The organism is Cyclobacterium roseum, assembly GCF_010119225.1.
GTDB classification, from domain to species: Bacteria; Bacteroidota; Bacteroidia; order Cytophagales; family Cyclobacteriaceae; genus Cyclobacterium; species Cyclobacterium roseum.
The window spans coordinates 67,249-93,588 of the sequence record NZ_WNKF01000020.1 but is presented as its reverse complement, the minus strand read 5'-3'; the positions used below and the strand labels follow the sequence as shown (position 1 = coordinate 93,588).

The window sequence follows — 26,340 nt, the reverse complement described above, 5'->3', positions numbered from 1 at the left end:
AGGACGAATCTCTAATCACCGGGGCCCTGAACAGGGAGCCGGGTGAGAATGTCGGTACTTATGCAATCACCCAGGGAGACGTAACGGCCGGGGCCAATTATACACTAAACTTTACAGCGGCCGACTTTACCATCAATCCGCAAACCTTGGTACTGACTGCCGATCCCGGACAAAGCAAAACTTACGGCCAAACCGATCCGGTATTTACCTTTACCAGTAGCGGTTTCGTTAATGGAGAGGACGAATCATTACTTTCCGGGTCCCTGAACCGGGAGCCGGGCGAGAATGTAGGTTCTTATGCTATTAGTCAAGGGAACCTTAGTGCGGGTGCCAATTATACAATGGACTTTACAGCAGCCGGATTTTCAATCAATCCACAAACCCTGGTGCTGAACGCCGACGCCGGACAAAGCAAGGTTTACGGGCAGAATGACCCTATCCTTACCTTTACCAGCAGCGGTTTCGTAAACGGAGAAGACGAATCGTTACTTTCCGGGGCGCTGGACAGGGAGCCGGGTGAAAACGTTGGCGTTTATGCAATCACCCAGGGAGATTTAACGGCCGGTGCCAATTACACGCTAGACTTCACAGCGGCCGACTTTACTATCAATCCAAAAGCCTTGGTGCTCATCACCGATGCTGGACAAAGCAAAATCTACGGGCAAGCCGATCCAGTATTTACCTTTACCAGCAGCGGTTTCATAAACGGAGATGACGAATCACTACTTTCCGGGTCTCTAAACAGGGAAATTGGGGAAGATGTGGGCGCTTATGCCATCAATCAGGGAAGCCTGAGTGCAGGCACTAATTATCAAATTCAATTTTCCGGAGACACTTTCCAAATTCTTCCTCGTGTCAAAAACAGCACACTGGTCCTTGATGAATCAGGAAAAGCAACCTTGGAACCTGTGAGTCTGCTTGATCAACCGCTGGCGGCCGGTCAACTCGTAGTTCTTGACAGGGTTGATTTTGATTGCACGACTTTAGGCGAACAGGAAATTGAGGTGAGTGTTTTGGATAAAAATGGAAACGCATTTACTTCAAAAGTACTGGTGAATCTGGAAGACCAATCCGCTCCGCTACCCTCCCTCGCCAGCCTTCCCGTATTGAGAGCGGAGTGTGGTTTGGAATCCTGGGAGCCTCCCACTGCGAGCGATAATTGTGATGGAAATATTTTTGGAGTACCTGATAAAACCCTTCCGATTCAGGAAAATACGCTGATTACCTGGACATTTACTGATTCGAATGGAAACAGCAGCACCCAGACGCAGGAAGTAGTCATCGCGGATATCACTGCGCCGGTGATCGAATCCATTCCGGCGGACCAAACCATATATTTGAATGGCAGCTATGAATTGCCAGACTTCACCGAAGTGGCAGTAGCGCGGGACAATTGTGAATTATCTCATTTCGTTCAGCGTCCGGCTCCGGGAACGAAGTATTCCGATGCCGCAACCATTCTTGTCCAATTAACAGCTACCGATAAAGACGGTAATGATAAAACCGCTGAATTCGTGATAACGCTGGTAAACCTAAACCTGTTAGCCATAGAAGATCCAGAGTTGGTCGCTATCCCATGGAATACCCCACTTGAAACCGTTTCCTTCCCGGATAAAATTACCGTACGGCTCAGTAATGGACAGGAAACCAGCATTCCGGTTAATTGGACGATTCCTGTATTGGATACCAAAGTAGCTGGTTTGTATCAATACAAAGGCACTCCGGACTTTGGCAACATTCAAAATCCGGATGGGTTGGAACCTATTCTAAGTATCTTAGTTGAAGACAAAGCCCTTCCGGAAGGAATCACGCTATCCACCGATGAGTTTGCTGCTGATAGTGATCCCGGGACGATTATCGGTGCCTTGAACACCTTGGATCCGGCAGACAATATTCACCGATATGAGCTAACAGGATCAACGATGGATAACCGCTATTTCGGGATTTCAGGCAGTGACTTATTTTGGAACAGTCAGGAAGCCCTGCCGGGAAAAACCTCCTTTAGCCTGCAAGTAAGCAGCACGGATAGGGCTGGGAATACCATTTTCCAAACTTTCACCCTGAACAGGAGCAGGGCCGATCTGGAAGCTATTTTTGTACCCAATTCGTTTACGCCCAATGGGGATGGCATCAACGACGATTGGGGTGTAAATGATCTCCGATATTATCAGGATAGCAAAATCGCAGTCTATGAAAGAAGCGGCAAGCGCATCTTCTATACAGAAAACCCGAATGAGCGGTGGGATGGAACTTATTTAGGTAAGGAATTGCCTACCGGAACCTATTTCTGGGTGATCAGTTTGGGAGAAACGGACGAAATCCGACGGGGAGTACTCACTATTTTTAACGATTAATCAAAGGAACATGAAAATCAGCCATGCACCCATAACAGCCTGCCTCGTTCTACTGATACTGGCTTTTCAAACCGGTAATCTCCAGGCACAGTCAAGAAAATACATCAGTCAGTTCAGCCATTTCCAAAGTTATTTCAACCCGGGCCTAACGGGTTATGAAGGGAGTACTTTACGAGGATTTGTTAGAAATCAATGGTCCGGAATGGAGGGGGCTCCCAAAACCTATTTTATTGGTGCCGAAATGGATTTTGCCGAAGCGAAAGGACTGGAAGACCCTGCTCTGATGGGGAAAAATGCCTACAGCATTAACCTGATGCATGATACCTATGGTGCTTTTAAAGAAACGGAGCTATTGCTTGCTTATGCCAGCAGGGTTCGCTTGACTAGCGAGCACCAATTACGATTGGGGGCTGGCCTAAATTACCAAACCATTAGGCTGGATGGAAATGCACTATCCAGTGAACAAGCCGGGGATCCCCTTATTGGTCAATACCTGGGCAGCTTTTCGGACATGCAAATTTTTGATTTTAACATTGGGCTGGCACTTACCCATAAGTCCTACTATTTTTCCTATGCCATGCAAAACGTAAATAAAGGGAGGATAGTTAGCGGAGAAGAATTCATGGACGGAAGGCCTGTCACCTACATTGCGCAAGCTGGCTTCAGAGAAACCCTCTCTCCACAGGTTGCTTTGATTGTCAATGGTTTTTACCGGAATCAGGAAGGATTGCCCGATAACATTGAATTCAATTTAAAAACCCTACTGGGAAACAAGCTATGGATTGGTGGGGGGCATCGGTTTGACTATGCCAGCAACCTTCAATTTGGGGTGTTGTTCGACAAGTTTAGATTGGGTTACATCTATGAATTTCCGTCAAATCGAAGCTACCTGTTACCAGGTCAGACGCACGAATTTGCGCTGGTCTACCACCTATTTGGTAGTAACGATCAATCAACCAATAATGAGTTAGTAATCTGGTAAGGAGATGTAAGCCCTTTACTTATTCACAATGGGTGATGTTTCCATCCAGTAGTTCCGTGGCCTGTGCAGCAGGAAAGGAAAGGGAAGGGCTCAGGTAGGGTATCCCCCAGCCCATTCCTCTAATGATAAATAAGGTGCCCACTATCAGGGCAAAATACGGTAGCAATCGATTTACCCTCAGCCGGAAGCCAGCAGAGAAGGCATTTCCGGAGATCATCAAAAGGATCATTACCGGAAACGTCCCCAAACCAAAAAAGAACATGTAAGCCATTCCTTGTATGGGCCCTTGGAGCCCCAACGAGGCCATCAACGCCATGTAGACCATCCCACAGGGCAGAAAGCCGTTTAATATTCCAGATAAAGCAAACGCCCGGGAACCACCGGGTCTGATTGTACGCCCTAAACGGGATTTTAATTTGGCTAATGCAGCGGACAAAAAGGAATTGGAAATCCAGGTTTCGGATTTGCGGTAGGAAAATGCCATGATCAGCAGGACCCCTCCTGTCAAAATGGAAAGCCATTGTTGAATGCCAGCCATTGCCAGGGAAAAGCCAAGTAAGCCCACCAGCCCCCCCAATAGGGAATAGGTAAGTGTTCTCCCGGAATTGTACAGAAGTTTATTTACCAGGTATTTGTTTTTATCCTTTCCTGCCAGTGCCAGCGCAATGGGACCACACATTCCAATGCAGTGGAAAGATCCCAAAAATCCCCATATAAAGGCGGTCCAGAGCATCGTTAATTATAAATCAATCTTTTTCTCTTCAAAGAAACCTTTTCCATTTTCTTTCCAGGTAAGTTTTACACGCCAATACCCTGTCTCAAGGTCATTGAGGCTGACCGTATTAACATCCTTTTCCATGATGTCCACCGCAATCTTTCGATCCATTTTGGCATCCGATGGCCGGAACAAATGCAATTCTCCCTGAGCCCCAATGGGAAGGTTGAGGGTCAATACCTTTTTCCCGGCATCAAACCGCAAGGCTTTTCTTTCAGACTCAAACGAATTGCTGACCTTATCAATATGTTCCTGATACCTGATTTCCTCCTCATAATAATTATCCGTCACCAGATGAAGGTCATCCTGTTTCATACAGATGGTGACCATGGTTGCCATTAAGGCTACGAATACGAAAAAAACTACTACTATTCCATTTCCCCAATTCATAGTGTTATTTTTAATGCGTTCAATTTTTTACCGGCCCCATAAAACTGGTGGCCATTTTGTCAATGGTTTCGCCGTTTTGCTGCAGGAGAAGGACGATGCTTTCCTGCGGCACGACCATGTCATTCTGGTCCTTTACCAGAAAAAAACGACCTTCAAATTTAGACTGCCCGGTTAGGTTCCAATCGGTGTCCCCCACTTTTTCCATGCGAATAGTAGGGTCCTCCGGCACGATACTTACCTCCTGTGCCTCAAAGGTCTTGTTGATCAGCGTTACCTCGTACAAGTTACTAATCTGACCACCCTCTCGCTCCTGATAGGTCATTCCCCGAAACCGGGTCACGGTTGCCGCCAGATCATCTCTCGTAACCAACAAGGCTACGAATCCAGCAATTAACAACAGAAGTAGGGAAGAATAAGCTTTTACCCTGCCGGTAATCAATTTAGACGTTCCGGTGACGATGCTCGTTTCCGAAGCATAGCGGATCAGGCCTTTCGGGCGATCTACCTTTTCCATGACCTCATCACAGGCATCCATACAAGCTGTACAATTGACGCACTCCATCTGCACCCCATTTCGGATATCAATACCCGTCGGACAAACCTGAACGCAAAGGGTGCAATCCACGCAATCTCCCAATGCCTTATCTTCCACCTTATTTTTCCGAATGGGGCCCCTGGGCTCTCCCCTCACGTAGTCGTAACTTACGTTGATGGATTGATTATCCAGCATAACTCCCTGTAATCTTCCATAGGGACAAACCACAATGCAGGCTTGTTCCCGAAACCAGGAAAATACAAACAGAAAGATACCGGTGAAGGCGATCAAACCTAAAAATCCGGCCGGGTTTTCAGCAGGAGATTGCTGGACAATTTCCTTGACCTGATCTATCCCAATCAGGTAGGCCATCACCGTGTGTGAAATTAGTAAGGAAATGAGAACAAAGATCGTCATCTTCAGTCCTTTCTTTTTCACTTTTTCTCCATTCCAGGGCATGGCATTTAGTTTCCGCTGCTGGTTGGCATCCCCCTCAATCCAATATTCAATTTTACGGAAAACCATTTCCATAAAAAGGGTCTGCGGACAGGCCCAGCCACAAAAAACCCTTCCAAAGACCACGGTAAACAAGATAATAAACACGACAAAAATCAGGAGTAAAAAAATAAGCAAATGGGTATCTTGTGGCCAGAATACGGCCCCGAAAATAATAAACTTGCGCTCAAAAATATTGAATAACAACCAGGGGCGACCGTCTATTCGAATGAAGGGTCCGGCAAACAAAATGGCAAGTAAAATCCATGAAAAATAGGTTCTCCACTTGTAAAATTTTCCGGAAACCTTCTTGGGATACACCCAATTTCTCCCTCCCTCTTTCGTGACGGTTCCCATGGAATCCCGGAATTTATCCGGGTCAAGGTTTTCATTTTTTATTGCCATAACTATATTTTACTTTAAATAGGTAAAGGCGGGTAATGGAAAGTCGGGACACACTGTCCCGACCCAAATAGATTACTCCACCGGCTCTAAACCCAGCTCATCTTCTCCCAGCGCATCGATTGGTTCTTCAATGGGAGCTTCGTACTTTTCTCCCTGAGGTTCTTTGGGATTGGCAGGTGTAATTCCCTGGAGAGAAAGGATATAACTGGAAACCTGCTGCATCTGCTCGGGACTAAGCTGATCTTGCCAGGGAATCATTCCCTTTTCGACCACACCGTATTTAACCACTGAGAAAATATCTTTTATGTCCCCACCGTGAATCCAATACTCATCTGTAAGATTCGGTCCAACACCTCCGCCTCCATCCATGGCATGACAGGCGGCACAGTTTCCTGCGTATAATTCCTCACCTGCTTCAATGGTAGGAGTAGAAGCATCAAATTCCACGTTGGTCTCGTCTATGGATGCCAGCATGGATTCCCCTCTGGCCTCTTCTTCCATAGCTGCAATGGCCAATTCCTCCTCGTATTCTTCGTATTGATTCTGCCCCAATCCAAGTACGGAGTAATTAACGAAATAGATCACTGCAAAAGCAATACTCATATAAAACACGTATTTCAACCAGGGAGGCATGAAATTATCCAGCTCCACGATCCCATCGTAACTATGGTCTAACTGAATGTCTTTTTCTTGCTCAATCGGTTTCATTTTGCCCGTTACAAATTTCACTTTGAATGTTTCCCACCAGGAAGGCTTCGCCGCCAGGGCCGGATTATCCTTGCGAATCACGGTCATCAGAAAAGACAACAAATACAGCATCAAACCCATGATGACCACGATTAAGAGCAATACCACCCCAATGATCATCAACAAGGCTGCCTGGCCGCTATCCAGTTGCTGCAGTTGGGCGGTCCAGCTTTCCTCACTCTCCTGAGCAAGGCCAGGGATTACCAAAAACAGGGACAATAAGGAAGCTCCAATCAGTTTAAACGTTTTCATAGGACTCATCTTTTTGAGGTTCATCTTTCAAAGGCATTTCTTTCATGTGGTCAATGTAATTCTTATCTACACGAACGACCCACCAAAACATCCCCACAAAGAAGATTACAAAAATCAGCAGGGAGATGATGGGATAAATTTCAATGTTTTCTATGGATCTTAATATTTCCTTTTGCATGATCGTTTCCGTTTTATGGGTTGGAACTGGTGGTTTTACTGATATCGGTACCTAGTCGTTGAAGGTAGGCAATCAACGCAACTATCTCGGATTCAGGCAGGACTTCTACGCCAGATTCTTTCAGCCCTGCCACAATGGATTCTGCCTGAGCGTTCAAATCATTGATGGCTGCTTCATCATATCCCTCGGGATAGGGAACCCCTAGTTTTTGCATGGTCCGGATCTTTGCGCCTATATTACTGTGATCCATCAAATTGGTCGTCATCCAGGGATAGGGAGGCATCAGCGACCCCGGCGACATGGTCCGGGGATCTACCATATGGTGGTAATGCCAGCTATCGGGATATTTGCCTCCTACCCGGTGCAAATCCGGTCCAGTACGTTTAGATCCCCACAAGAATGGCCTGTCGTAAACGTATTCGCCTGCTTTGGAGTATTCGCCGTAGCGTTCCGTCTCGGATCGGAATGGCCGAATCATTTGAGAATGGCATCCGACACATCCATTGGAAATGTAAAGATCTCGACCCTGCAATTCCAACGGCGTATAAGGTTCCACGCTGCTAATGGTGGGCACGTTGGATTTTATCAAAATGGTAGGAATAATTTCGACAACACCGCCAATCAAAATGGCTACCGTGGCCAGAATGGTGAAGAATACGGGTTTTCGTTCCCATGCCCGGTGCCAAAATTCGCCCTTGGTAGACACATGCTTGGCCAGCGCTGGGGCTTCATCGGCTTCTTCTTCGAGGAAGGATCCGACGGCAGCCGTTTTCACCAGATTATAAACCATGATAATGGCTCCTGACAGGTATAAAAGGCCACCGAATGCCCGCAGCATGTACATGGGAACGATCTGAATGACCGTTTCCAAAAAGTTGGGATAGGCCAACCTTCCCGCATCTCCGAATTCCTTCCACATCAAACTCTGGGTAAGCGCTGCTACGTACATGGGCAGGGCATAGAAAAGAATACCCAAGGTACCCAACCAGAAGTGGGTATTGGCCAATTTTACAGAATACAAATTGGTTCTCCACATTTTTGGCCACAACCAATAGAGCATGGAAAAGGTCAGGAAGCCATTCCATCCCAAACCGCCGATGTGAACGTGTGCCACGATCCAATCGGTGTAGTGGGCGATGGCATTAACGTTTTTCAAGGAGAGTAAGGGACCCTCAAAGGTAGCCATGCCATAGGCAGTAACCGCTACTACCATAAATTTCAGTACCGGGTCTACCCTTACCTTGTCCCAGGCCCCGCGAAGTGTCAGCAGGCCATTCACCATGCCTCCCCAGGAGGGAGCAATCAGCATGATTGAAAAAGCAACGCCCAGGACCTGAGCCCATTCCGGCAGCGCGGTGTACAACAAATGATGCGGTCCTGCCCAGATGTAGATAAAGATCAGGGACCAGAAGTGGATAATGGAAAGCTTGTACGAATATACCGGCCGGTTTGCGGCCTTGGGCAGGTAATAATACATCAGGCCCAGAAATGGCGTGGTGAGAAAGAAGGCCACCGCATTGTGTCCATACCACCATTGTACCAGCGCATCCTGAACGCCAGCATAAGCTGAATAACTCTTAAAAAGCGATACCGGCAAGGCAAGGGAATTAAATATGTGGAGCACCGCCACGGTCACAAAGGAAGCCAGGTAAAACCAAATAGCCACGTACATGTGCTTTTCCCTACGCTTGATTAGCGTGCCGATCATATTCGCTCCAAAAGCCACCCACACAATAGCAATGGCAATGTCAATGGGCCATTCCAACTCTGCATATTCTTTAGAGGAAGTCAAACCCAAAGGAAGGGTGATGACAGCAGAAAGGATGATGATCTGCCAGCCCCAGAAGTGAAACCAACTTAGCGTTTTGTTCCACATAGGCGCTTTCAGCAAGCGGGGCATGGAGTAATAAACCCCGGCAAAAATGGCATTGCCCACAAAGGCAAAAATTACGGCGTTGGTATGTAACGGTCGTAACCTGCCAAAAGTAGTATACGGATTGCCCATGTTGGCCTCGGGTAGAAAAAGCTGCGTCGCAGCAATCACCCCGATCAGCATACCGGCTATCCCCCAGATAATGGTGGCGGCACCAAAGTATTTTACGATCTTATTATCGTAACTAAACTGTTCAAGTAATGGTCCTGACATATCACTTCGTTTTTTTAGGTGTTTTATTTTTTGTTTTGTTTTTAGTTTTTTGATCAAATAGTATTCTCATAGCCGGTGTGTGCTGATCATCGTATTGCCCGCTTTTTACCGCTTTGAAAAAAAGCACTAAAAAACCACCGGCCAAGACCAGGCTCACTCCAATTAATACAAATATCACTTCCATACTGATGTGGGTTTTTCGTTCATGCCCTTTTGACGGGCAAAATAATTCGTAGCCAAGGTCGTAAACAAAACAACTGAAATACTACTTGCAGGCATTAAAATAGCGCAAAAGACTGGACTTATCAACCCTTGAACCGCAAAGAAAACGCCGAGGGCATTATACGCAAAACTGAGTCCAAAACTGCTTTTGATGATTCTCCTTCCCAGCCGCGCAAATTCAAGATAGGCGGGTAAATAGCGTAGTTTTTCCCCATCCAAGAGGGCATCACTTGCCGGACTAAAATGAGATATGTTTTCCGTAACCGCAATGCCCACCTGCCCTGCTTTCAATGCCCCTGAATCATTTAGTCCATCGCCGACCATCAGTACCTGCTTTCCCTCTTCCCGAAGCCATTGAATTTGATTCAATTTATCTTTTGGACTTTGCTGAAAATGCATGTGCATTCCGGGACCAAATTTTTCCTCCAGGTGCGCCCTTTCATGATCCTGATCTCCTGAGAGCAGGTGGAGGGAATGAGATTTACCCAGTGCTTGTATCATTTCCGCCATGCCTTCCCGCATACCACTCTCAATATAGAAAGTACCCAAATGGACTCCTTCTAAAAGTAGATGCACTTTATTCCCCTTACTCTTGAAACCGGTCTTGTCATTCATCCCGGAAATGGACGCTGCTCCCAAAAACACGTCCTGCGATTTGTAAATGGCCTTTAGTCCTTTGCCTGGAACTTCCTCCACTCGCTCCAGCTTGGCAGCTGGTATATCTCCCAACCAGCGATTTATCCGGTTACTCAAGGGATGAATGGAGTGATTTACCAGTGCTTTCAAAACCGAAAGGGTTTCCTCCGAGAGTGCTTCGCCTTCGTAATGTATCTGCGCTTTGGAAGGCGAAGTAAGCGTACCCGTTTTGTCAAATACCAGGGTATCCACCATGGCCAGCTTTTCTATAACCTGGGAGTTTTTTAGAAAAAATCCTCGTTTTCCAAAAATCCGCATCACATTACCCAAAGTAAAGGGCGTGGACATGGCCAGGGCGCAGGGACAAGTGATAATCAAAACAGCTGTAAACGCACGGACTCCCATGGGCAAATCATAAAAACTCCAATAAACCAGCGCTCCAAAGGCAATCAACAGCACGGTAAGGGTGAATTTACCACTTATGAGGGTAGCGAGGGAGGCAAGGGAATCTTCCCGATTTTCCTTGTTAAAGGTTTCCTGATTCCATAAGTCGGTAAGATAGCCCTGAGAGGGTGATTTCTGAACCAGTAATTGCACGGACGAGCCTTTCAACCTTCCTCCTGCATAGACCAACGCTCCTTTTTGAACCCGTACCGGGACCTCCTCGCCAGTCACAAAACTATAATCTATCAATGCCGCTTCATCCAGCAATACACTATCAGCAGGTACCAACTCCTCATTTCTCACACTGATTCTATCTCCGACCTGAACTTTCGTCAATGGGATCACTTCTTCCCGGTCTTTCACCATCCGGCTCACCGCAATGGGAAAATAAGAAGTATAATCCCTGTCAAAGGATAAGGTATCAAAGGTTTTTTGTTGGTACCATTTACCTACAAGTAGGAAAAACAACAGCCCCCCCATCGTATCCAGGTATCCCTCCCGACCCATCACGAAAATTTCATACAGGCTATACAAAAACAATGTGGCTATGCCGATCGCAATGGGTACTTCCATACTCACCGACCTGTTTTTCAATGACATCCAGGCGTTTCTAAAATAGTCCGTCGCCGAATAAAAAACCACGGGCAATGCCAACAGGACGTTCAGGTAATGAAACAACTCCCTGAAACCATCCCCAAGTAATTCCGCCTCTGAAAAATATTCCGGCAAACTGAAAAACATCATGTTGCCAAAACAAAAGCCCGCCACAGCCAATTTGTAGACCAATTTCCTATCTACAGCTGGCTTTTTTGGATGAACCATGTCCGACAAGTGGATCTGCGGTTCGTAACCAATGCCCGCCATCAGGGATACCAGATGCTTTAAGCTGATTTTTTCTCTTGAAAATTTAACCTGTACTTTTTTATTGATAAAATCTACCCTTGAATAAAAAATGCCGTCGTGCAACCGGTGCAGGTTTTCCAATAGCCAAATGCAGGAAGCACAATGGATCAGGGGCACATAAAAGGTAATGTGGATATTTTTATCATCCTTAAAATCGACCAGATTTTCTAAAACTTCCGGATCATCCAGGTAGTCGAAGCGGTTAAAGCGGCTATTTTCCTTTTTCCGATTACTTCCTGGGGTTTCAGAGATATCGTAGTAGTCGCAAAGATCATTTTCATTCAACACTTCGTAAACCGTTTTACAGCCGGTGCAGCAAAAACCTTTGTCATCGTGGAGAATAATTTCCTCGTCACAAAGTTCCCCACAATGGAAGCAGGTGGTGCGGGTTTCATCATGAAAGCGGGTCGAAGTCTTTTCCATTTGGCAGCAAGTTACATCAGCTGAAAAGTCAAAAGTATGACGAAAGTCATTAAATATACTGATTTATAAAGCCAAATAAAAAGAAAGTCGCTCGTACCACATGCCTCCCTTGTAAAAATGAAAAAGTACTTTGGCCAGATCGGCCTGATTATTTTTGGTCGTGACGAGTAACGTACACTGATGTTTAACTGCATAGGACCAGAAATCCCCGATTCTGTTAAAATTAAATTTTATAAACGAGGTTTCTGCCGTACGATTCCGCACCTCTTGAATGATCTCATGCTCCTCCTTTAATTTCGATTTGGGTATAAATGCCGGAGAGATTATGGTAGCCTTGCTGTTTGAAATATTTTCTGAAAACAATTCCAGAAATTGCTTGATAATCTTAGCCGAAGCCGGTGTGCCGTCGTAATGAAAAAGTAATCGTTCGAAAGATAGCTCCCGGTCGTACAGCAACACCGGGACCTCACAGGGTTCACTTTCCATGGCCTTGGGGTAATCCAATCCATGCAGCCAATCCAGCACCTTTGGCAAGCGGGCCGTGTAGAGTTGCGCCGGTCCGCTTTCCAACAGCCGCTGATTTTCATTCCCTATCGCAGTCGTAAAACCTTTCGGTGAGGGAACCCGATAATGGGCAGTAACCAGGTCATCGGGAAAGGCAAAATGTACATCCAATTTGCGCTGCATAAGCCAATCTTTTTTTTACAAAGCTAGCAGCAGTGGAGACTGGAGATAGTGATATTGGGAAGGCCCGAACATGATTAATGTCATGTTTTACCCAAAAGGGCTTTTTCTGAAAAGAGGGGATAAATTTTATTTCCAGCCTATCGGAGTAATGTATTCAATAATTACGAAATTAGCAGCAACAAATTTATTTCGATGAAACAGCACCTTACTGCCGTCATTTTTGCCCTGGCTATTGTTAGTTCAGCCATTATTTTAGGCAATGCCTTTTGGAAAAGAAGCCTTGCCCAATCCAAAATTTCCGTCACTGGTCTCGGAGAAACTGACTTTATTTCGGACCTGATCGTTTGGGATGGGCATTTTGAAAAACAAGCGTATTCTCTCGGAGAAGCCTACACGGGCCTGGAAAAGGACAGAACGGTGGTAATGGAATACCTTACTTCCAAAGGAATCGCCCAAGAGGAAATTGTCTTTAATGCTGTGCAATCCCGCCGAAATACGCGGGCTGATTACAATGAAGAAGGCCGGTTCATGGGCGATACATTTCTCGGATATATCCTGAGTCAAAACATCAGCATTGAATCGAAAGAAGTGGAAAAAGTAGAGAAAATAGCTCGTGAAATCACAGAATTACTCAATAAAGAAATCCAGTTTTACTCCCAGGCACCCCGCTATTATTTCACCCAGCTAGCCGACTTGAAAATAGAACTCATATCTAAGGCCACCGAAGATGCCCGACTCCGGGCAGAAACGATCGCTGAAAATTCAGGAGCAAATCTCGGCAAGCTGATTACCGCCAATATGGGAATATTTCAGATAACCGGGCAAAATTCCGGAGAAGATTACTCCTGGGGAGGCACTTTCAATACTTCCTCAAAAGCAAAAACGGCTTCCATCACCATGAAACTGGACTACCAAATTAAGTAAATCTACCTATTTTCGGAGATTGAAGGTTCCCAATTCTTCGATCCGGTACCCTTCGGGATAAGTGGCACGCTTTCTTTTTGTTCCCAGGGCAGGCTTCTTTCGCTCCGGTACTGAAGCCTGCAAAAACGCCTTTAGCCGCATAAATTTAGCTACCATCAGCGACATGGGTTTTGGTGGATTGGGCAATCCCATCGCCATTCTTAGGGGATCATCCATCAGACAATAGGCCAGGGGCCTGCCCAAAGGGATCAGTCTCTCCGGCAAATAAAAGCCAATTAGCAAATCCAGAGTTTTGTCACCTATTTTTCTGTTTGCCTGATGAAAGGAAAAATGGGAATGCTCATATTCCAGGTTAAAGGCTTCAAAGGATGGTAGCGAATCGGGTACCTGTTTGATGCCCATCCTTTTGGCCAACTCCTGATAATTGATTAGTATGGCTCTTTTTTCCAAAGCGGTAAAGGGCCGCCAGCCCCACCTATCCATCCAGCGAATGGGCTCAAAAATAAAGGTAGACAGTACGTACAAGTAATCCTCATTGGAAATTTTGAACCGCCCGTGCATGTCGTTCATGCGTGCGATTGCGGCCTTGCCTCGCTCGCTGTCCATCCCATTTTCAAGAATTTCATACAGGATCAATTCGGTGTCATCGTAGCGCTTACGAGTCCGGTTTACAAATTCCCCGGTGGCTACCAATAACCGCGATACGGAAGGCACAGCAAACGTCCTGAAAAGTGCAAACTCCAATGCTTTTTCCATGTCCCAGGGAAAACAATGAAAGGTCAGCAGGTAAGCGATTCGTTCGTAATCCCGTTTCGGATCAAGACCGGCAATTTCCTTCGTGTACGATTTGAAATTCATCTTTGACGCAAGTAACAGGAAAGCAAGTTAGCTGCTTTATTTCAGGCATGAAAGCCGATAATCGGTAAATTGTAAAGGCAATTTGATTACGGGAAAAAAAATTCCTTATTTCCCACTAAAACTTCCGAATATGTATAAATTGATTCAAACGCTGGTCCTGATGGGAGTCATTTTTCCCACCTGGGCACAGGATTACCAAAAACCCGGTTATAAAATATACCACAGCCCAACCGAACAGACGTTGGAGCTTTCGGACATCATTAGCCTTTCTGACCAGGCAGACGTAATCCTCTTTGGTGAAGAACACAACGATAGCCTGGCACATGCCCTTCAGCGGCAGCTTTACGAGGACTTACTTACAACCCGCCGGAAGGTGATTCTCTCCATGGAAATGTTTGAGCGGGACGTGCAGCTGGTCCTTAACGAGTACCTGGCAGGGCTGATCAGTGAATCCAGCCTGATCAAAGAAGGCAAAGCCTGGAATAACTACGCAGATTACGCCCCTTTGGTGAACCTGGCTAAAAAAAACAACCAACAGGTGATTGCGGCAAATGTCCCTGCCCGGTACGCTAGCATGGTTAGTAGAAAAGGAATTGGAACCCTTAAACTCCTGGAAAAGAAAGCCAGTTCCTACTTCAGTATATTTGAGCCTCCTGGAGAAAACGACCCCTACCGCAAAAAATTCGATGCCGCCATGGGAGGCCATGGACATCACATGGGTCCCTCCGTTTTTCATGCGCAACTTCTCCGGGATGCCACCATGGCGGAAAGTATCCTAAAGGCGTGGAAAAAAAATAGAAACAGTATTATTCTGCACCTAACCGGAAGATTTCACAGCGATGGGGGATTGGGAACGGTTTCCGAGCTCAGCAGCAGAAAGAAAAAACTTCGCCTGCTTACCCTATCCTGCTTTCCTGCGGAAGACTTTGCTGATCCAGATTGGTCAGCTTATGAAAAACTCGCAGATATTATCATTCTTACCGATTCAAGTAGCCCAAAAAGTTTCTGACCGGAAAACCGAGGTGAAAGGGTGGAATGGATGGCATAGAGGTTCCGCTATTTTATGATCCATTAATACTCAAAAAAAGCAATAAAACATGAAAGCCACAGGCCTTCATGTTTTATTTTTATGCTTTTATCAATAACCCGGATTCTGTTCCAGGTTAGGGTTGATGTCAATTTCGGATTGTGGAAAGGGAAACAAATAATGTTTGGCAGGATCAAATTCCCTTCTTATACCAGATCCCGGTTCAACGAGGGTTGGTATGTATTCTTCAGCATATCTCCACCTTTTGATATCCCTGTACCGCATGCCCTCAAAGGCAAATTCCACCCTTCTTTCGTTCCAGATTTTATCCCGCATTTCATCCTGGCTCAAGCCTTCGGGAAGAGCTGGCATATCCACCCCCGGGCGGGTTCTAACGGCGTTTACCGCATCATAAACGGCCTGCGTAGGGCCGTTCAATTCATTCGTGGCCTCCGCAAAATTTAGCAGAACCTCTGCGTACCGGATCAATACCCAATCCTGCTCACTTTTGGTGGAATAATCAATCGGCAGGGTTTCTACATTTCCCCCTTTGGCTGGCATCAGGCCGGTCATGGAAACCCCATTATACGCAAATTCCACTACTTCACCTGAGGCTTTAACAGCCGGATCATTAAAATCCCGCATCGTCTTACCTAGCCGGGGATCCCTGTTTTCTTTCCAGTTATCGGGGTCATACAAGGGCGATTCAGCAATGGATAAACCATCGATGCATTCAAAGGCATCTCTCAATTCTGGTCTTGGATTCCATATGCCATGCCAGAGAATTCTGATATCCTGATTGCTGAAATTATCGGGATTTAGGTATTTGGTAGAAAACATGATCTCAGGGTTGTCATTCTGCCCTTCCGCCAGGAACATGTTTGCCCAATCTTCTTCAAAAAGGCTAAACTGCCCGTCTGACATTACCTGAGAAGCGGCTTGTGCCGCAGCAGCCCAGTCGGATTCAAATAGGTGTACCCGACTCTTCAGGGCCAGTGCAGAACCTCTTACGGCGTGTCCACTGGAACTGTAATCTGTATTGGGAAGACTCGCAATCGCTACATCTAAATCAGCCAAAACCTGATCGATCACCTGATCCCGGGAACTTTGAGCCACCTTGGCATCATCAGCGGATACCGGGGAGGTATAAAGGGGCACTCCTCCGTAAAAGTCTGCCAGGGTAAAATAGAAGAAAGCACGTAAAAAGAGTACTTCTCCCTTATATCGGGTGGTCCTTTCTTCAGGCATGTCTACCCGGTCAATATTCTCCAAAAAATAATTACAGGTAGCTATCCCCTGATAACAATGGTTGTAAACATTGGCCAGCAAGCCTCCTGAAACCGCTTCCATTATCCCCATGGCAAAAGTGCCCGTCGAGGCAGCTCCAAGACTCTGCCCACCTTCATTCGCATCCCCAGCCATGATGGCAAGGGAATAGACCCCTTCATGGTTAAAGGTATTGGTATTGAGTCTGGAATATACTCCTGCCAGGGCCAGATCGGCATCCTTCTGGGAATTCCAAAAGGTAGGGCCTGATATTTGCGTGGTAGGATTCCTTTCAAGAAAATCTGTACATGAAACAGAAAACAAAACGACCAGGCCTATCAGAAAATGATTGACTATCAGAAAATTTATATAGTTCTTCATGGTTATTGCTATTTTGATTAAAGAGAAACTTTAAGGCCTAATGTGTAACTGGTGATCTGTGGATAGGCCTGAAACCAATTGGTATTGGCTCTTTCAGGATCTGAACCCGGCCAGTCGGTGATGGTAAACAAATTATCCCCTGACATGTAAACCCGGGAAAATTTCAACCCTAATTTTTCATTCAAACGAGCTGGTAAATTATAGCCAATAGCCAGATTTTTCAACCTTAAATAGGAAGCATCTAATAACCAGTAAGAATTACGTGTACCTGTCACAGGAGCATAACCCGAAATATACATCGCTGGGTGTGCATTGGTCGAGCCCTCACCTGTCCACATATTTTCGATAAAATCCACCGGAGGGGGTGAACCCTGGATATAAGGCACCAATCCCCAGGATAATCCCTGGGTACTCTGCTTGTAGCCTTCCAAACCCTGAAAAAATGCATTTAAATCAAAATTCCTCCAGGAAAGATTGATGGTACTCCCGTAATGAAACCTCGGGTAAGCACCGTCCATGACTACCCGGTCATCCGCATTGATTACTCCATCTCCATTTTGGTCTACAAATTTCAAATCACCAGGCTTGGGATTGAATTGGTGCTCGGGGCTGTTGGCAATTTCTTCTTCATTTTGGAAAATACCATCCCACTCCACCATGAAATGAGAATTAAAAGGCAATCCTTCCTGAATGGTGAAATTGCCATAAACCGGGGAAAGGATCCGCAATACTTCATTTCTGAAGGTGGAGAAATTGACGCTGACATTATAGCCAAATTCCCCAAATCGTTTCATGGATCCCAATTCCAGCTCGATGCCGGTGTTTCTCATCTTGCCATAATTCACAGTGGGCGGGGAAAGTCCCACACTGGCCGGAATAGGCACATTGTACAGGATATCATCCGTTACCTTATCAAACCAATCGAAGGTAACACTGATCAAGCCCTCTTTTAAGGAAAGATCGAACCCAATGTCAGCCATGGTGGTGGTTTCCCATCTCAAATTGGGATCTACCAGGCGGTTAACATACGCCCCGGGATGGGCCGTATTAAATGGATAAGAAGTCGTGGTCAAAACTTCCTGAAAAGGATATAAGCCAACATTCTGGTTGCCCAATTGCCCCCAGGATCCCCTGATTTTAAACTCATCTATCCAAGAATTTAGTTGCAAAAATTGTTCTTGGGAGACCCTCCATCCCGCAGAGACAGAAGGAAATACTCCCCAACGGTTATCCGGAGAAATCCTGGAGGTTCCATCGTAACGGATATTGGCCTCTACCAGGTATTTCTCCTTATAATCGTACATGGCGCGTCCAAACAAGGACATGATGGCCCATTCCTGCAAATATCCTCCGGTAGTTTGGTCCAGCGGAGCACCACCATCCAGTTCTTTCAGTTCATTGGTTGGAAAATGGACCCGGGACCCTCTCAACTGCCTATTCAAACTGTATTCCTGGTTGTATCCGGCTAAAATATTGACATTATGGGTTTCATTAAACAAGCGCCTGTAATTCAATGTGGAATAAAAAGTAGTCCACATTCCGGTATTCCAGGTTTCCCTGACTCCCAATTGCCAGGTGGAGTTATTGTGGGCATAGGAGCCATCCTTGAAAAAATAATTATCCACCGGCGTTTCATGGTTTTTCAGCGCGCGGTTGTCGTAAGATACAGCTCCTTTGGTATACCAGGTCAGGTGCTCGGTGGGCTTGATCTCCACATAGAATTGGGGCAATACATTGTAGTTGATATCGGTTTGGATGCCACTGGCATCCTGAGCATCCGGATTCCTTACCGTCCATTCTCCAATATTGGAGCTGTACCTGGCCACGTATCCGGTAGACCCATCAGGCAGGGTCATGGTAGGTGTATAATTGGGACCCGCCCCATAGATGGCCAGGATCTGGTAATCAACGTTTCCATTATCCCAATTGCTGCGTTGAATATCCTTGTTGACCAGTTGAATGTCGCCGCCTACCGTGATCCAATCATTGATTTTGGAATCCACCGTTAACCTTGCATTGTATTTTTTGAATTCATAAAGACTGGTCAATCCAGGTTGATCAAAATAGCCCAGAGATAATCCAACCGTTGTTTTTTCTGTGCCACCACTCACTCGAACCGATTGCATGTTGGCAACCGCCGTATTGAAAGAATGATCTATCCAATCAAAGTTGGGATAATTGATGGGATCGTTCGGATTGTTTCTGAAGGCATCAATCTCCTCCTGACTGAAATAGGGTGCCTGACCTCCGGCTCTTTGCCTTCCCTGATTCCAATACATCATGTAATCGGCAGAATTGCTCAGCAACCTGGGCAACCGGGTAGGCTGATGCACCTGCACATTGCTGTGGATATCGATGCTGAGCGCACCTTCAGTGCCTCTCTTGGTGGTAATCAGAATGACTCCATTGGCAGCTCTGGCGCCATATATGGCACTTGATGCTGCATCTTTCAGAACAGAGACTGATTCTACATCATTGGGATCTAAATTGGTCATGTCACCGGCGATACCATTGATAAGAACCAACGGCTCACTACCGGCAGAGCTGAATGTACCTAAACCTCTAATTCTTAGGGAATTATTTTCGCTTCCAGGTTTTCCGGAATGGGAAGAAACCTGCAAACCGGCTACTTTTCCCTGCAGGAGCCCGGCCACATTGGTCAAAGGTCGCTTGATGATTTCATCTGCCCCCACCGTAGCTACTGACCCGGTCATATTGGCTTTTTTCTGGGTACCATAGCCCACCACTACCACTTCGTCCAGGGAGGCCAGGTCTTCTGCCAATACCACATCAATGGTACTTTGGTTGCCTACCTGTATGGTTTGGGAAGTAAAACCAATGAAAGAAAATACCAGCTCAGCATTGTCCGGAACCGTTATGGAATACTTACCATCCAGATTGGTAACAGTACCCCTATTGGTGCCCAGAACGGTTACGGTAACCCCCGGGAGGGGAACCTCATTTTCGTCTGTAACGGTACCTGATACAGCAATATCCATGTTTGCGCCTATTCCCGGTGGGATCGCCCCATGGGCCCATGTGCATCCAATAAATAATAAGTGAAGTAGCAGCAATGACAGCATTTTTAACCGCAAATCTAATTGCCTGAATACAGTTGTTTTCATGATTTTTGTGGGTTTAGGTTGATGTTAATTTTTGAAATACTAACTAACGCTCCACAAAGCTGAAGAATACTAAAAAGACCCAAAGAAAATAGCCGCAGATCTTTCTATCGAAAGTCCTCATCATTTGCCCGGAACATTAAAAGTGGCACTGGGAAAAATGAAGCTGTTGGTCCTTAATAAATCCCAGCTGTATAGGTTTGATCAGAATTTACTTTATTCTGTTCGATTAATGTAAATAAAATTTAACAAATATTATAACCATTAATATAACCTTTTATAATGAACTTAAACTATAAAACAGAATTAAATATTTATTTTATCGCACATTAAAAAATAACCTACTTAAATGGTAATATTATTTTGTTATTTCAAATATAAAATACTAAAAATAATACTTTATTGATTTAAAAAAATATTTTTATTACCTATTAAAGGGCTATCCTGTATATTAATTTTAAAACATCAGGTCTTTCCAAACATGGATTTCTGTTGTCCTTTTATTGTCAATTGGTCCGTTTTAAATCTACCGATAGCAGATCACCCAATATTACCCTTACCAAAAAAATAGCTTTCCAATCCCTAAAATTCCATTTTAATGTTTATATTATTAACCTAAAAATGTTAATTAAATAAACAAAATGTACCTCAATTGCCACAGTCGCTATAGTTTCAAGTACGGCACGCTTTCCGTGGAAGCATTGGTAGCGGAAGCTAAAAAGCACAAACTGGATGCGCTGGCCCTGACGGACATCAATAGCGTTTCCGGAATATTTCCATTTATCCGGGAAGCCCAAAAAAATGGGATTCACCCGGTGGTCGGCACTGACTTCCGCATCTAAAGGCGCATTACCCCCTGGAATTTATGGTGGGGGTCATCAATAATTTCGGGGGCTTTTATCATACCGAGTTTTACATTCACGAACTCCGGATGAATGGAGCCGATGTACAAGCTCCGCACATCAATGAAAGCGAAAACCTGACCCGCATCCTGGGCAAAACCGTCTACCTGGGCTTTGTGCATATGAAATTTCTCCAAAAAGAAACCGTCGCCCAAATCCTGCAAGAAAGACAGCAGGGAGGAAGGTTTACCAGCCTGGTGGACTTTGTCTCCCGCGTGGACATCAGCCTGGAGCAATTGCTGATCCTGGTGCGGATCGGCTGCTTTCGCTTTACAGGCAAAAGCAAGCAGGAGACACTCTGGGAGGCGCATTTTATCCTGCACCGCAAAAAAAACCCTTCAAAGGCCGGGGCATCTACCTGATCAAGGGAAGGGTAACCGAGGAATTCGGCTTCTATAGTGTGGAAGTCAGTAGTTGCGAGCGGATGGCGTATTGGAATGCGGATGATTGACCAAGAACGGAGGCAGATTTAATAGCCTGGGGTTTCAACGCCGGGTTAAAAAATCACGCAGCCCCGCCAGTTTTGGCCGGGTAAGACCGCCGTATCGTCCAAGGCCTGCCGCCAAAACCCATACCCGGTTGATATGGACGCTAAGATTTAGCCCGTTTATGACGAGTCTAATCTCCAACACCTAACCAGAACGCAGCCATCTTCCACCTGTCCTTGATACGTCCATCCACTAAAGACATATCGTTTCAATTAAAATTGGCATTTCCCAAATTTTCATTAATTTGCTAGTCAAAAAACGTTGGTATGAAAAACATTACTGCAATTTTGCTACAACTGTGTTTGGTCATTCACCTCTTTTCCTGCGGTCCCGCCACCACAGATAGAGTGTCAAGCACTTCCTACACGTTGGAAATAGTGGATTCGGTACAGGTGGATTTTCTGGGGAGCCTGCAACTTTATGCGATTCATTCCAGCAGGGATTTATTTCTTTTCTCTGAATTTCGGCAAAAAAAACTGGTCCTTACGGATCAAAGTGGGGAAGTCCTTTCCACCTTTGACCAACCAGCTGATGCTCCCGTTTCCTTTGGCAATACCGCTTGTGCCGCTACTTTTGTCGGAGACAGTATCGTGGTCATGGGGCCACAAAAACTGGTGATTTATGACCTTGATTTTAATTTTATCAAGAGCCATCAAAAACCTTATGCGGGCAAAGGAATGCTTTACTCTGGATATGACCATCTACAGAAGGCCGAGGTAAACGACGAAATCTGTTTGGTTGCTTTTACGGGTGGTCCCCAACATCCCGCTGCTACCAATCAGGAGGCCTTTTATACCCATTTCAATACCTTTGACCTTGTTAGCCTTGATACCGGAGGCTTCAGACCCATTACGCCCCTGCATCCCAAAAGCAGGTACTTTCAGGGGGAGGCTTTTAATTTTATTCGGCCGGTGTTTCAGGTAAATGAAGACCTGATCCAATTTGTTTTTGCCACAGACACTTTGTTTCATACCTATGATCTGAGCCGACAGGGGAATGAGTTGTCCATCGAAGGCATTCCCTTTGATAAGTTTATTCTCAATCCCGGATACCCTCTTGGGGGAAGGGAAGATTATGATACACCAAAACCTACCGAAGGTTCGATAAGAGGTTATTTTAACATCAATAAAAAAGATTTGATCCTCTACCAGTCTGGTCTGCCTCTTGAAGATAAGCCTGCACAGGGAACGCCCCGGGAGGTATGGAACGAAATTAACGCAAGGTTGAATCCCTTGAAATTTCTGGTAAGAGAAGCGGAAGGGGAATACAGTAAAGTAGGCTACTGCCCGCCACTTTTCAGCCTTACCCATGTGGATGAAAAAAATCGTTTGTGGGCACGACAAAACGTTGAGATTTTGGATCAGGAACCTGAATTTTTCACCTTCTATCAGGTAGAACTGGTCACACAGTAATACGCATTATGGAAAGAGTTAGGTTCATTCATACAAAAACCTCGCGGTAAATAGCCCCGGGTTAAAAAATCACGCAGTCCCACCAGTTTTGGCCAGGGAAGACCTCCCTATCGTCCAAGGCCTCTCGCCAAAACGCTTAGCTGGATGGTTTGGACTCTCTGGCTTTTAATTAATTTACCGCGAAAAACAGGCAATGAGCTACTAATTGTATCCTGACGGTATGGTCTCCAACCCTCGCAGTTGCCAAAATTAACGATAACTATTTTTTTTAATGCCTGTGAATTACCATCGCTTCATTTTCCTTTTCCCATAATTGCTTTATTCTGGATAAATAAGTCTCTACGCAAGCTTCCAATTCAAAAAAATCTTTAAAATTTGTAGTTTCTAACTCGTTTTTAAAACTAAGAAGCAATTGATGAAGTGCTAACAAGTCAAAATCACTTTCCACTCTCTGATAAAATTCGGGAAAATAATACGAATATCCATTTTTCATAGCACTTCGAATCACACCGTACACTTTGCCATAAATATAATTTTCGATCCCCATACCTTGCTTTCTGTCTAATGGAAATCCGGTATTACTGCGATCAAAAACACCTAACAATTTATTCAAAGCATGGACCAAATTCTTTCTCACTTTGTCAATTCCTTTCTTGTCCAACTCAGACATGATGGCAGATTTAAGGTTTTCCAATTGGGTCCGGTTCTCATCTTTCTTTAGGATTATCTCATTTGTATCTCCCTCGCTTACAACATGAGTAAAGGCTGAACTTTCTTTTAAATCCCTATACTGAGCAATTTTACGAAACACATCCTTTTCCATCACATATCCTGATTTATGCTTTCAATATCAATTATTTTTTGAATTAACATTCCTTTCTCCATTTCACTTATGGAAAAAGACCCGATTAAACTAACTGCCGCCACAATATCGGATTTTTTTTCGACAATGACATAACGTAAATCATCCAAGGTAAAATTCAAAAAATCTGGATTTTTATGATAAATTTTATTGATGTCAATTTTGGTTTGTTTACTATTTGAAGCTGAAAATATTTTTTCAGTTTGGCCTGGAACCCATCTCCACTCACGTTCCAAATAATAATTCACTCCTTTTGCCAATGAATCTTCATAAATTTTTATAAATCCAGCCAGATTTAGCGCACAAGATTTTAAGTTATTTATTGATAAATTAATATTTTCAAATTCCGAAACGAATTTTAATTCTTGAGATTTTTTGAATTTTTCAAGCTCAACAAATATTGATTGGGTTTCGCCCGTTAGGGTTAGTATGTATTGTTCGATAAAGGAGTTTTCCGTTCTGTACATGATCGGATTTATCCCATTCTTTATTCCCCAAACTTTTTTGAATCCAAGACCAAAAACACCATATATTTCTGTATGGTTATCAGAAACATTTTTAAGCGGAATATCACAAAAACAAACCATTGGTATTGCCAGGAATTGCTCATCAGGGTAAAACCCTCTGATATCCTCAATATTATATGATGCACGCAGCCTCTGGCTTTCAAGAATAATCTGAAGGGTTTTTAAATCATTTGTAAAATGAAACAAGCTACCTGCTATCATATTTAACCAATCAATGCAACATTAAAAACTGAAAATAAGTATTAAAACAGGTTTTTTTAAGATTAAATAGTGAATAATTTTGTTCCGGCATAATATCTCTTCAAGTCCGCTTCGTTACCTCTTGCTCCTGCATCCACTACCAAACCTATGTTGCCTTACCTTTCACGCGGAATTTTATATCTGGTCTCTCTTCGGCTGACTTGCCTACCCCCTTTCTTTGTTACATGATATCAATTCCACAAAAAGCCCTTACTTTTATGGGACCCGTTTGAGTTTGATATGAAATATTATCCATTCTTGTTCATTTTTTCTGCCATTGCTTTTGGTAGTTGCCAAGAGGCACCATCACCGGCACCTATTCCCGCTTTTGACCTTTATTTTCCACCTCTCCAATCGGGAAATTGGGAAACTACCAGTTTGGGATTGGAGGAAGAAAAGTTACAGGAGCTGGAGCAATTGCTCGCCCAAAACGGCACCAGGGCTTTCATCATTCTTAGGGATGGAAAGATAGCCCTGGAGTACTACTTTGGCTACAGGCTGGTCGGTAATCAACCCTTCCAGGAAAATTCAGCCTGGTACTGGGCTTCGGCGGGAAAAACACTTACCGCTACTTTGGTGGGCATCGCACAAGCTGAGGGAAAATTATCCCTGGACCAGCCCACCTCCGAAATCCTGGGACCCGGATGGAGTAGCCTGACGGCGGAACAAGAAAACCGGATCCAAATCCGGCACCACCTGAGCATGACTACCGGGCTGGACGAGGGGCTAAGTAATCCCGATGATTATACTTCCGAAAACCTTCGCTATCTGGCTGATCCCGGACAGCGATGGGCCTATCACAATGCGCCTTATACTATTTTAGACGAGGTCCTTAAAGGAGCTACCGGATCGGATATCGCCACCTACTTTCAACAAAAAATAGGATCAAAGATAGGCATGACCGGGTTTTGGCAGGAAATAGGTTATAACCGGGTCTTTTTCAGCGATGCCCGCTCCATGGCCCGTTTTGGCCTGATGATACTGGCCAAAGGAAAATGGGAAAACCAAGAAATCATCGGCGACCAGCATTACCTTCAGGCCATGGTCACTCCCTCTCAAGCTTTGAACAAAAGTTACGGCTATCTTTGGTGGCTGAATGGCCAGGAAAGCTATATGCTTCCCGGGATTCAAAATCCCCTTCCGGGAAGTTTTATTCCCAATGGCCCCTCGGATATGGTTTGTGGCATGGGCAGGGATGGGCAATTCCTGTGTGTGGTTCCTTCCGAAAAGCTGGTATTGGTGCGGCTGGGCGAAAATCCGGATCAAAGCCGGATCCCTTTCCGGTTTTTAGATGCCATATGGGAAGTACTCAGTGATTAGGTAACTGCTTGAGGACATTCTAAAACGGAACGAGCTGTTTAAAGACAATTATAAACATATGAAATCGAGCATGACGTACCCGCCACACACTGGGATGATTATCAACCATGTGAGATTCCATGTGGCCTTTGAAAAGCAAATTATAAACACATGAAAAAGCCTAGTTCTGAGCAATGCATTTTTGGATTGAAGGGATGCTATTTATTCCTTTTCGGTTTTTTGGAAGGGTGCTGATAGGTACTAAAAACATCCGTGACTATCACGATAACACTTTCAACCCTATATTTGATTTTATAATGATATTCCAGTAAATTCTAAATTTTGGACATCTGTTTACGAAGACGTTCTTTAGCGAGCCATCGCAAATGGCATGTGATGGATGACGATTTTAAAGGAGGTTAGGAATAATAGGGTGTAGCGGATTCTACACCCTGTCG

Annotated in this window: 22 protein-coding genes; 8 read left to right on the top strand and 14 right to left on the bottom strand. The window is 44.9% G+C overall.

Features of this window, described 5'->3' with window-relative positions:
• Both GJQ68_RS20595 and GJQ68_RS20590 read left to right on the top strand, forming a co-directional pair.
• A partial coding sequence (locus GJQ68_RS20595; protein ID WP_162419153.1) for an MBG domain-containing protein occupies positions 1-2,354 on the top strand: 2,354 nt, incomplete at its 5' end.
• A 10-nt stretch (positions 2,355-2,364) separates the two neighbouring features.
• Positions 2,365-3,336: a PorP/SprF family type IX secretion system membrane protein gene (locus tag GJQ68_RS20590; protein WP_162419152.1), complete on the top strand. Its 972-nt coding sequence runs from the start codon at positions 2,365-2,367 to the stop codon at positions 3,334-3,336.
• A 19-nt stretch (positions 3,337-3,355) separates the two neighbouring features.
• Here the strand turns inward: GJQ68_RS20590 and GJQ68_RS20585 are convergent, their stop codons facing one another.
• The 9 genes from GJQ68_RS20585 to GJQ68_RS20545 all read right to left on the bottom strand — a co-directional run bounded on the left by GJQ68_RS20585 (position 3,356) and on the right by GJQ68_RS20545 (position 12,574).
• Positions 3,356-4,069, bottom strand: coding sequence for a sulfite exporter TauE/SafE family protein (locus tag GJQ68_RS20585; RefSeq protein WP_162419151.1), 714 nt, complete (start codon positions 4,067-4,069; stop codon positions 3,356-3,358).
• Positions 4,070-4,075: 6 nt separating this feature from the next.
• Complete coding sequence (locus tag GJQ68_RS20580; protein WP_162419150.1) at positions 4,076-4,501, bottom strand: FixH family protein; 426 nt, start codon at positions 4,499-4,501, stop codon at positions 4,076-4,078.
• 19 nt (positions 4,502-4,520) lie between these two features.
• Positions 4,521-5,936: a cytochrome c oxidase accessory protein CcoG gene (gene ccoG, locus GJQ68_RS20575; RefSeq protein ID WP_162419149.1), complete on the bottom strand. Its 1,416-nt coding sequence runs from the start codon at positions 5,934-5,936 to the stop codon at positions 4,521-4,523.
• A 72-nt stretch (positions 5,937-6,008) separates the two neighbouring features.
• A complete protein-coding gene (locus tag GJQ68_RS20570; protein ID WP_162419148.1) occupies positions 6,009-6,935 on the bottom strand; it encodes a cbb3-type cytochrome c oxidase N-terminal domain-containing protein in 927 nt (308 codons plus the stop codon).
• The gene (locus GJQ68_RS20565; RefSeq protein ID WP_162419147.1) at positions 6,922-7,113 is read right to left on the bottom strand and encodes a cbb3-type cytochrome c oxidase subunit 3; all 192 of its coding nucleotides are present in this window, start codon (positions 7,111-7,113) and stop codon (positions 6,922-6,924) included. Before GJQ68_RS20565 ends, GJQ68_RS20570 begins: the two co-directional genes overlap by 14 nt.
• Positions 7,114-7,126: 13 nt before the next feature.
• Positions 7,127-9,259: a cytochrome-c oxidase, cbb3-type subunit I gene (gene ccoN / locus GJQ68_RS20560; protein WP_162419146.1), complete on the bottom strand. Its 2,133-nt coding sequence runs from the start codon at positions 9,257-9,259 to the stop codon at positions 7,127-7,129.
• A 1-nt stretch (position 9,260) separates the two neighbouring features.
• Positions 9,261-9,443 carry a cbb3-type cytochrome oxidase assembly protein CcoS gene (gene ccoS / locus GJQ68_RS20555; protein ID WP_162419145.1) on the bottom strand — a complete coding sequence of 61 codons (183 nt, stop codon included), beginning with the start codon at positions 9,441-9,443 and terminating at the stop codon, positions 9,261-9,263.
• Complete coding sequence (locus GJQ68_RS20550; RefSeq protein ID WP_162419144.1) at positions 9,434-11,887, bottom strand: heavy metal translocating P-type ATPase; 2,454 nt, start codon at positions 11,885-11,887, stop codon at positions 9,434-9,436. Before GJQ68_RS20550 ends, ccoS begins: the two co-directional genes overlap by 10 nt.
• Before the next feature lie 63 nt (positions 11,888-11,950).
• The gene (locus GJQ68_RS20545) at positions 11,951-12,574 is read right to left on the bottom strand and encodes a hypothetical protein (protein ID WP_162419143.1); all 624 of its coding nucleotides are present in this window, start codon (positions 12,572-12,574) and stop codon (positions 11,951-11,953) included.
• A gap of 192 nt (positions 12,575-12,766) precedes the next feature.
• On the opposite strand from GJQ68_RS20545, the gene GJQ68_RS20540 reads away from it, so the two are divergent.
• On the top strand, positions 12,767-13,498 hold the full coding sequence (locus tag GJQ68_RS20540) for an SIMPL domain-containing protein (RefSeq protein WP_162419142.1): 732 nt from the start codon (positions 12,767-12,769) through the stop codon (positions 13,496-13,498).
• Positions 13,499-13,504: 6 nt separating this feature from the next.
• Here the strand turns inward: GJQ68_RS20540 and GJQ68_RS20535 are convergent, their stop codons facing one another.
• Positions 13,505-14,356 carry an oxygenase MpaB family protein gene (locus GJQ68_RS20535; RefSeq protein ID WP_162419141.1) on the bottom strand — a complete coding sequence of 284 codons (852 nt, stop codon included), beginning with the start codon at positions 14,354-14,356 and terminating at the stop codon, positions 13,505-13,507.
• Between the two features lie 130 nt (positions 14,357-14,486).
• Here GJQ68_RS20535 and GJQ68_RS20530 point away from each other — a divergent pair, with 130 nt between their 5' ends.
• Positions 14,487-15,365 carry a ChaN family lipoprotein gene (locus GJQ68_RS20530; RefSeq protein WP_162419140.1) on the top strand — a complete coding sequence of 293 codons (879 nt, stop codon included), beginning with the start codon at positions 14,487-14,489 and terminating at the stop codon, positions 15,363-15,365.
• Positions 15,366-15,494: 129 nt separating this feature from the next.
• On the opposite strand, the gene GJQ68_RS20525 is transcribed toward GJQ68_RS20530, so the two are convergent.
• Both GJQ68_RS20525 and GJQ68_RS20520 read right to left on the bottom strand, forming a co-directional pair.
• Positions 15,495-17,030: a RagB/SusD family nutrient uptake outer membrane protein gene (locus GJQ68_RS20525; RefSeq protein WP_162419139.1), complete on the bottom strand. Its 1,536-nt coding sequence runs from the start codon at positions 17,028-17,030 to the stop codon at positions 15,495-15,497.
• Between the two features lie 17 nt (positions 17,031-17,047).
• The gene (locus tag GJQ68_RS20520; protein WP_162419138.1) at positions 17,048-20,155 is read right to left on the bottom strand and encodes a SusC/RagA family TonB-linked outer membrane protein; all 3,108 of its coding nucleotides are present in this window, start codon (positions 20,153-20,155) and stop codon (positions 17,048-17,050) included.
• A 638-nt stretch (positions 20,156-20,793) separates the two neighbouring features.
• On the opposite strand from GJQ68_RS20520, the gene GJQ68_RS20515 reads away from it, so the two are divergent.
• The 3 genes from GJQ68_RS20515 to GJQ68_RS20505 all read left to right on the top strand — a co-directional run bounded on the left by GJQ68_RS20515 (position 20,794) and on the right by GJQ68_RS20505 (position 22,954).
• Positions 20,794-20,994 (top strand): PHP domain-containing protein, encoded by a 201-nt coding sequence (locus tag GJQ68_RS20515; RefSeq protein WP_162419137.1) that lies wholly within the window; start codon positions 20,794-20,796, stop codon positions 20,992-20,994.
• A gap of 23 nt (positions 20,995-21,017) precedes the next feature.
• On the top strand, positions 21,018-21,416 hold the full coding sequence (locus tag GJQ68_RS20510; protein WP_235941823.1) for a helix-hairpin-helix domain-containing protein: 399 nt from the start codon (positions 21,018-21,020) through the stop codon (positions 21,414-21,416).
• 392 nt (positions 21,417-21,808) lie between these two features.
• Positions 21,809-22,954: a hypothetical protein gene (locus GJQ68_RS20505; RefSeq protein ID WP_162419136.1), complete on the top strand. Its 1,146-nt coding sequence runs from the start codon at positions 21,809-21,811 to the stop codon at positions 22,952-22,954.
• A 268-nt stretch (positions 22,955-23,222) separates the two neighbouring features.
• Here GJQ68_RS20505 and GJQ68_RS20500 read toward each other — a convergent pair whose 3' ends face one another.
• Both GJQ68_RS20500 and GJQ68_RS20495 read right to left on the bottom strand, forming a co-directional pair.
• A complete protein-coding gene (locus GJQ68_RS20500; RefSeq protein WP_162419135.1) occupies positions 23,223-23,777 on the bottom strand; it encodes a hypothetical protein in 555 nt (184 codons plus the stop codon).
• Positions 23,777-24,544 carry an abortive infection system antitoxin AbiGi family protein gene (locus tag GJQ68_RS20495; protein ID WP_162419134.1) on the bottom strand — a complete coding sequence of 256 codons (768 nt, stop codon included), beginning with the start codon at positions 24,542-24,544 and terminating at the stop codon, positions 23,777-23,779. The genes GJQ68_RS20500 and GJQ68_RS20495 overlap by 1 nt, the downstream gene beginning before the upstream one ends.
• Before the next feature lie 297 nt (positions 24,545-24,841).
• Here GJQ68_RS20495 and GJQ68_RS20490 point away from each other — a divergent pair, with 297 nt between their 5' ends.
• The gene (locus GJQ68_RS20490) at positions 24,842-25,903 is read left to right on the top strand and encodes a serine hydrolase domain-containing protein (RefSeq protein ID WP_235941822.1); all 1,062 of its coding nucleotides are present in this window, start codon (positions 24,842-24,844) and stop codon (positions 25,901-25,903) included.
• The last annotated feature ends 437 nt before the right edge of the window (positions 25,904-26,340 follow it).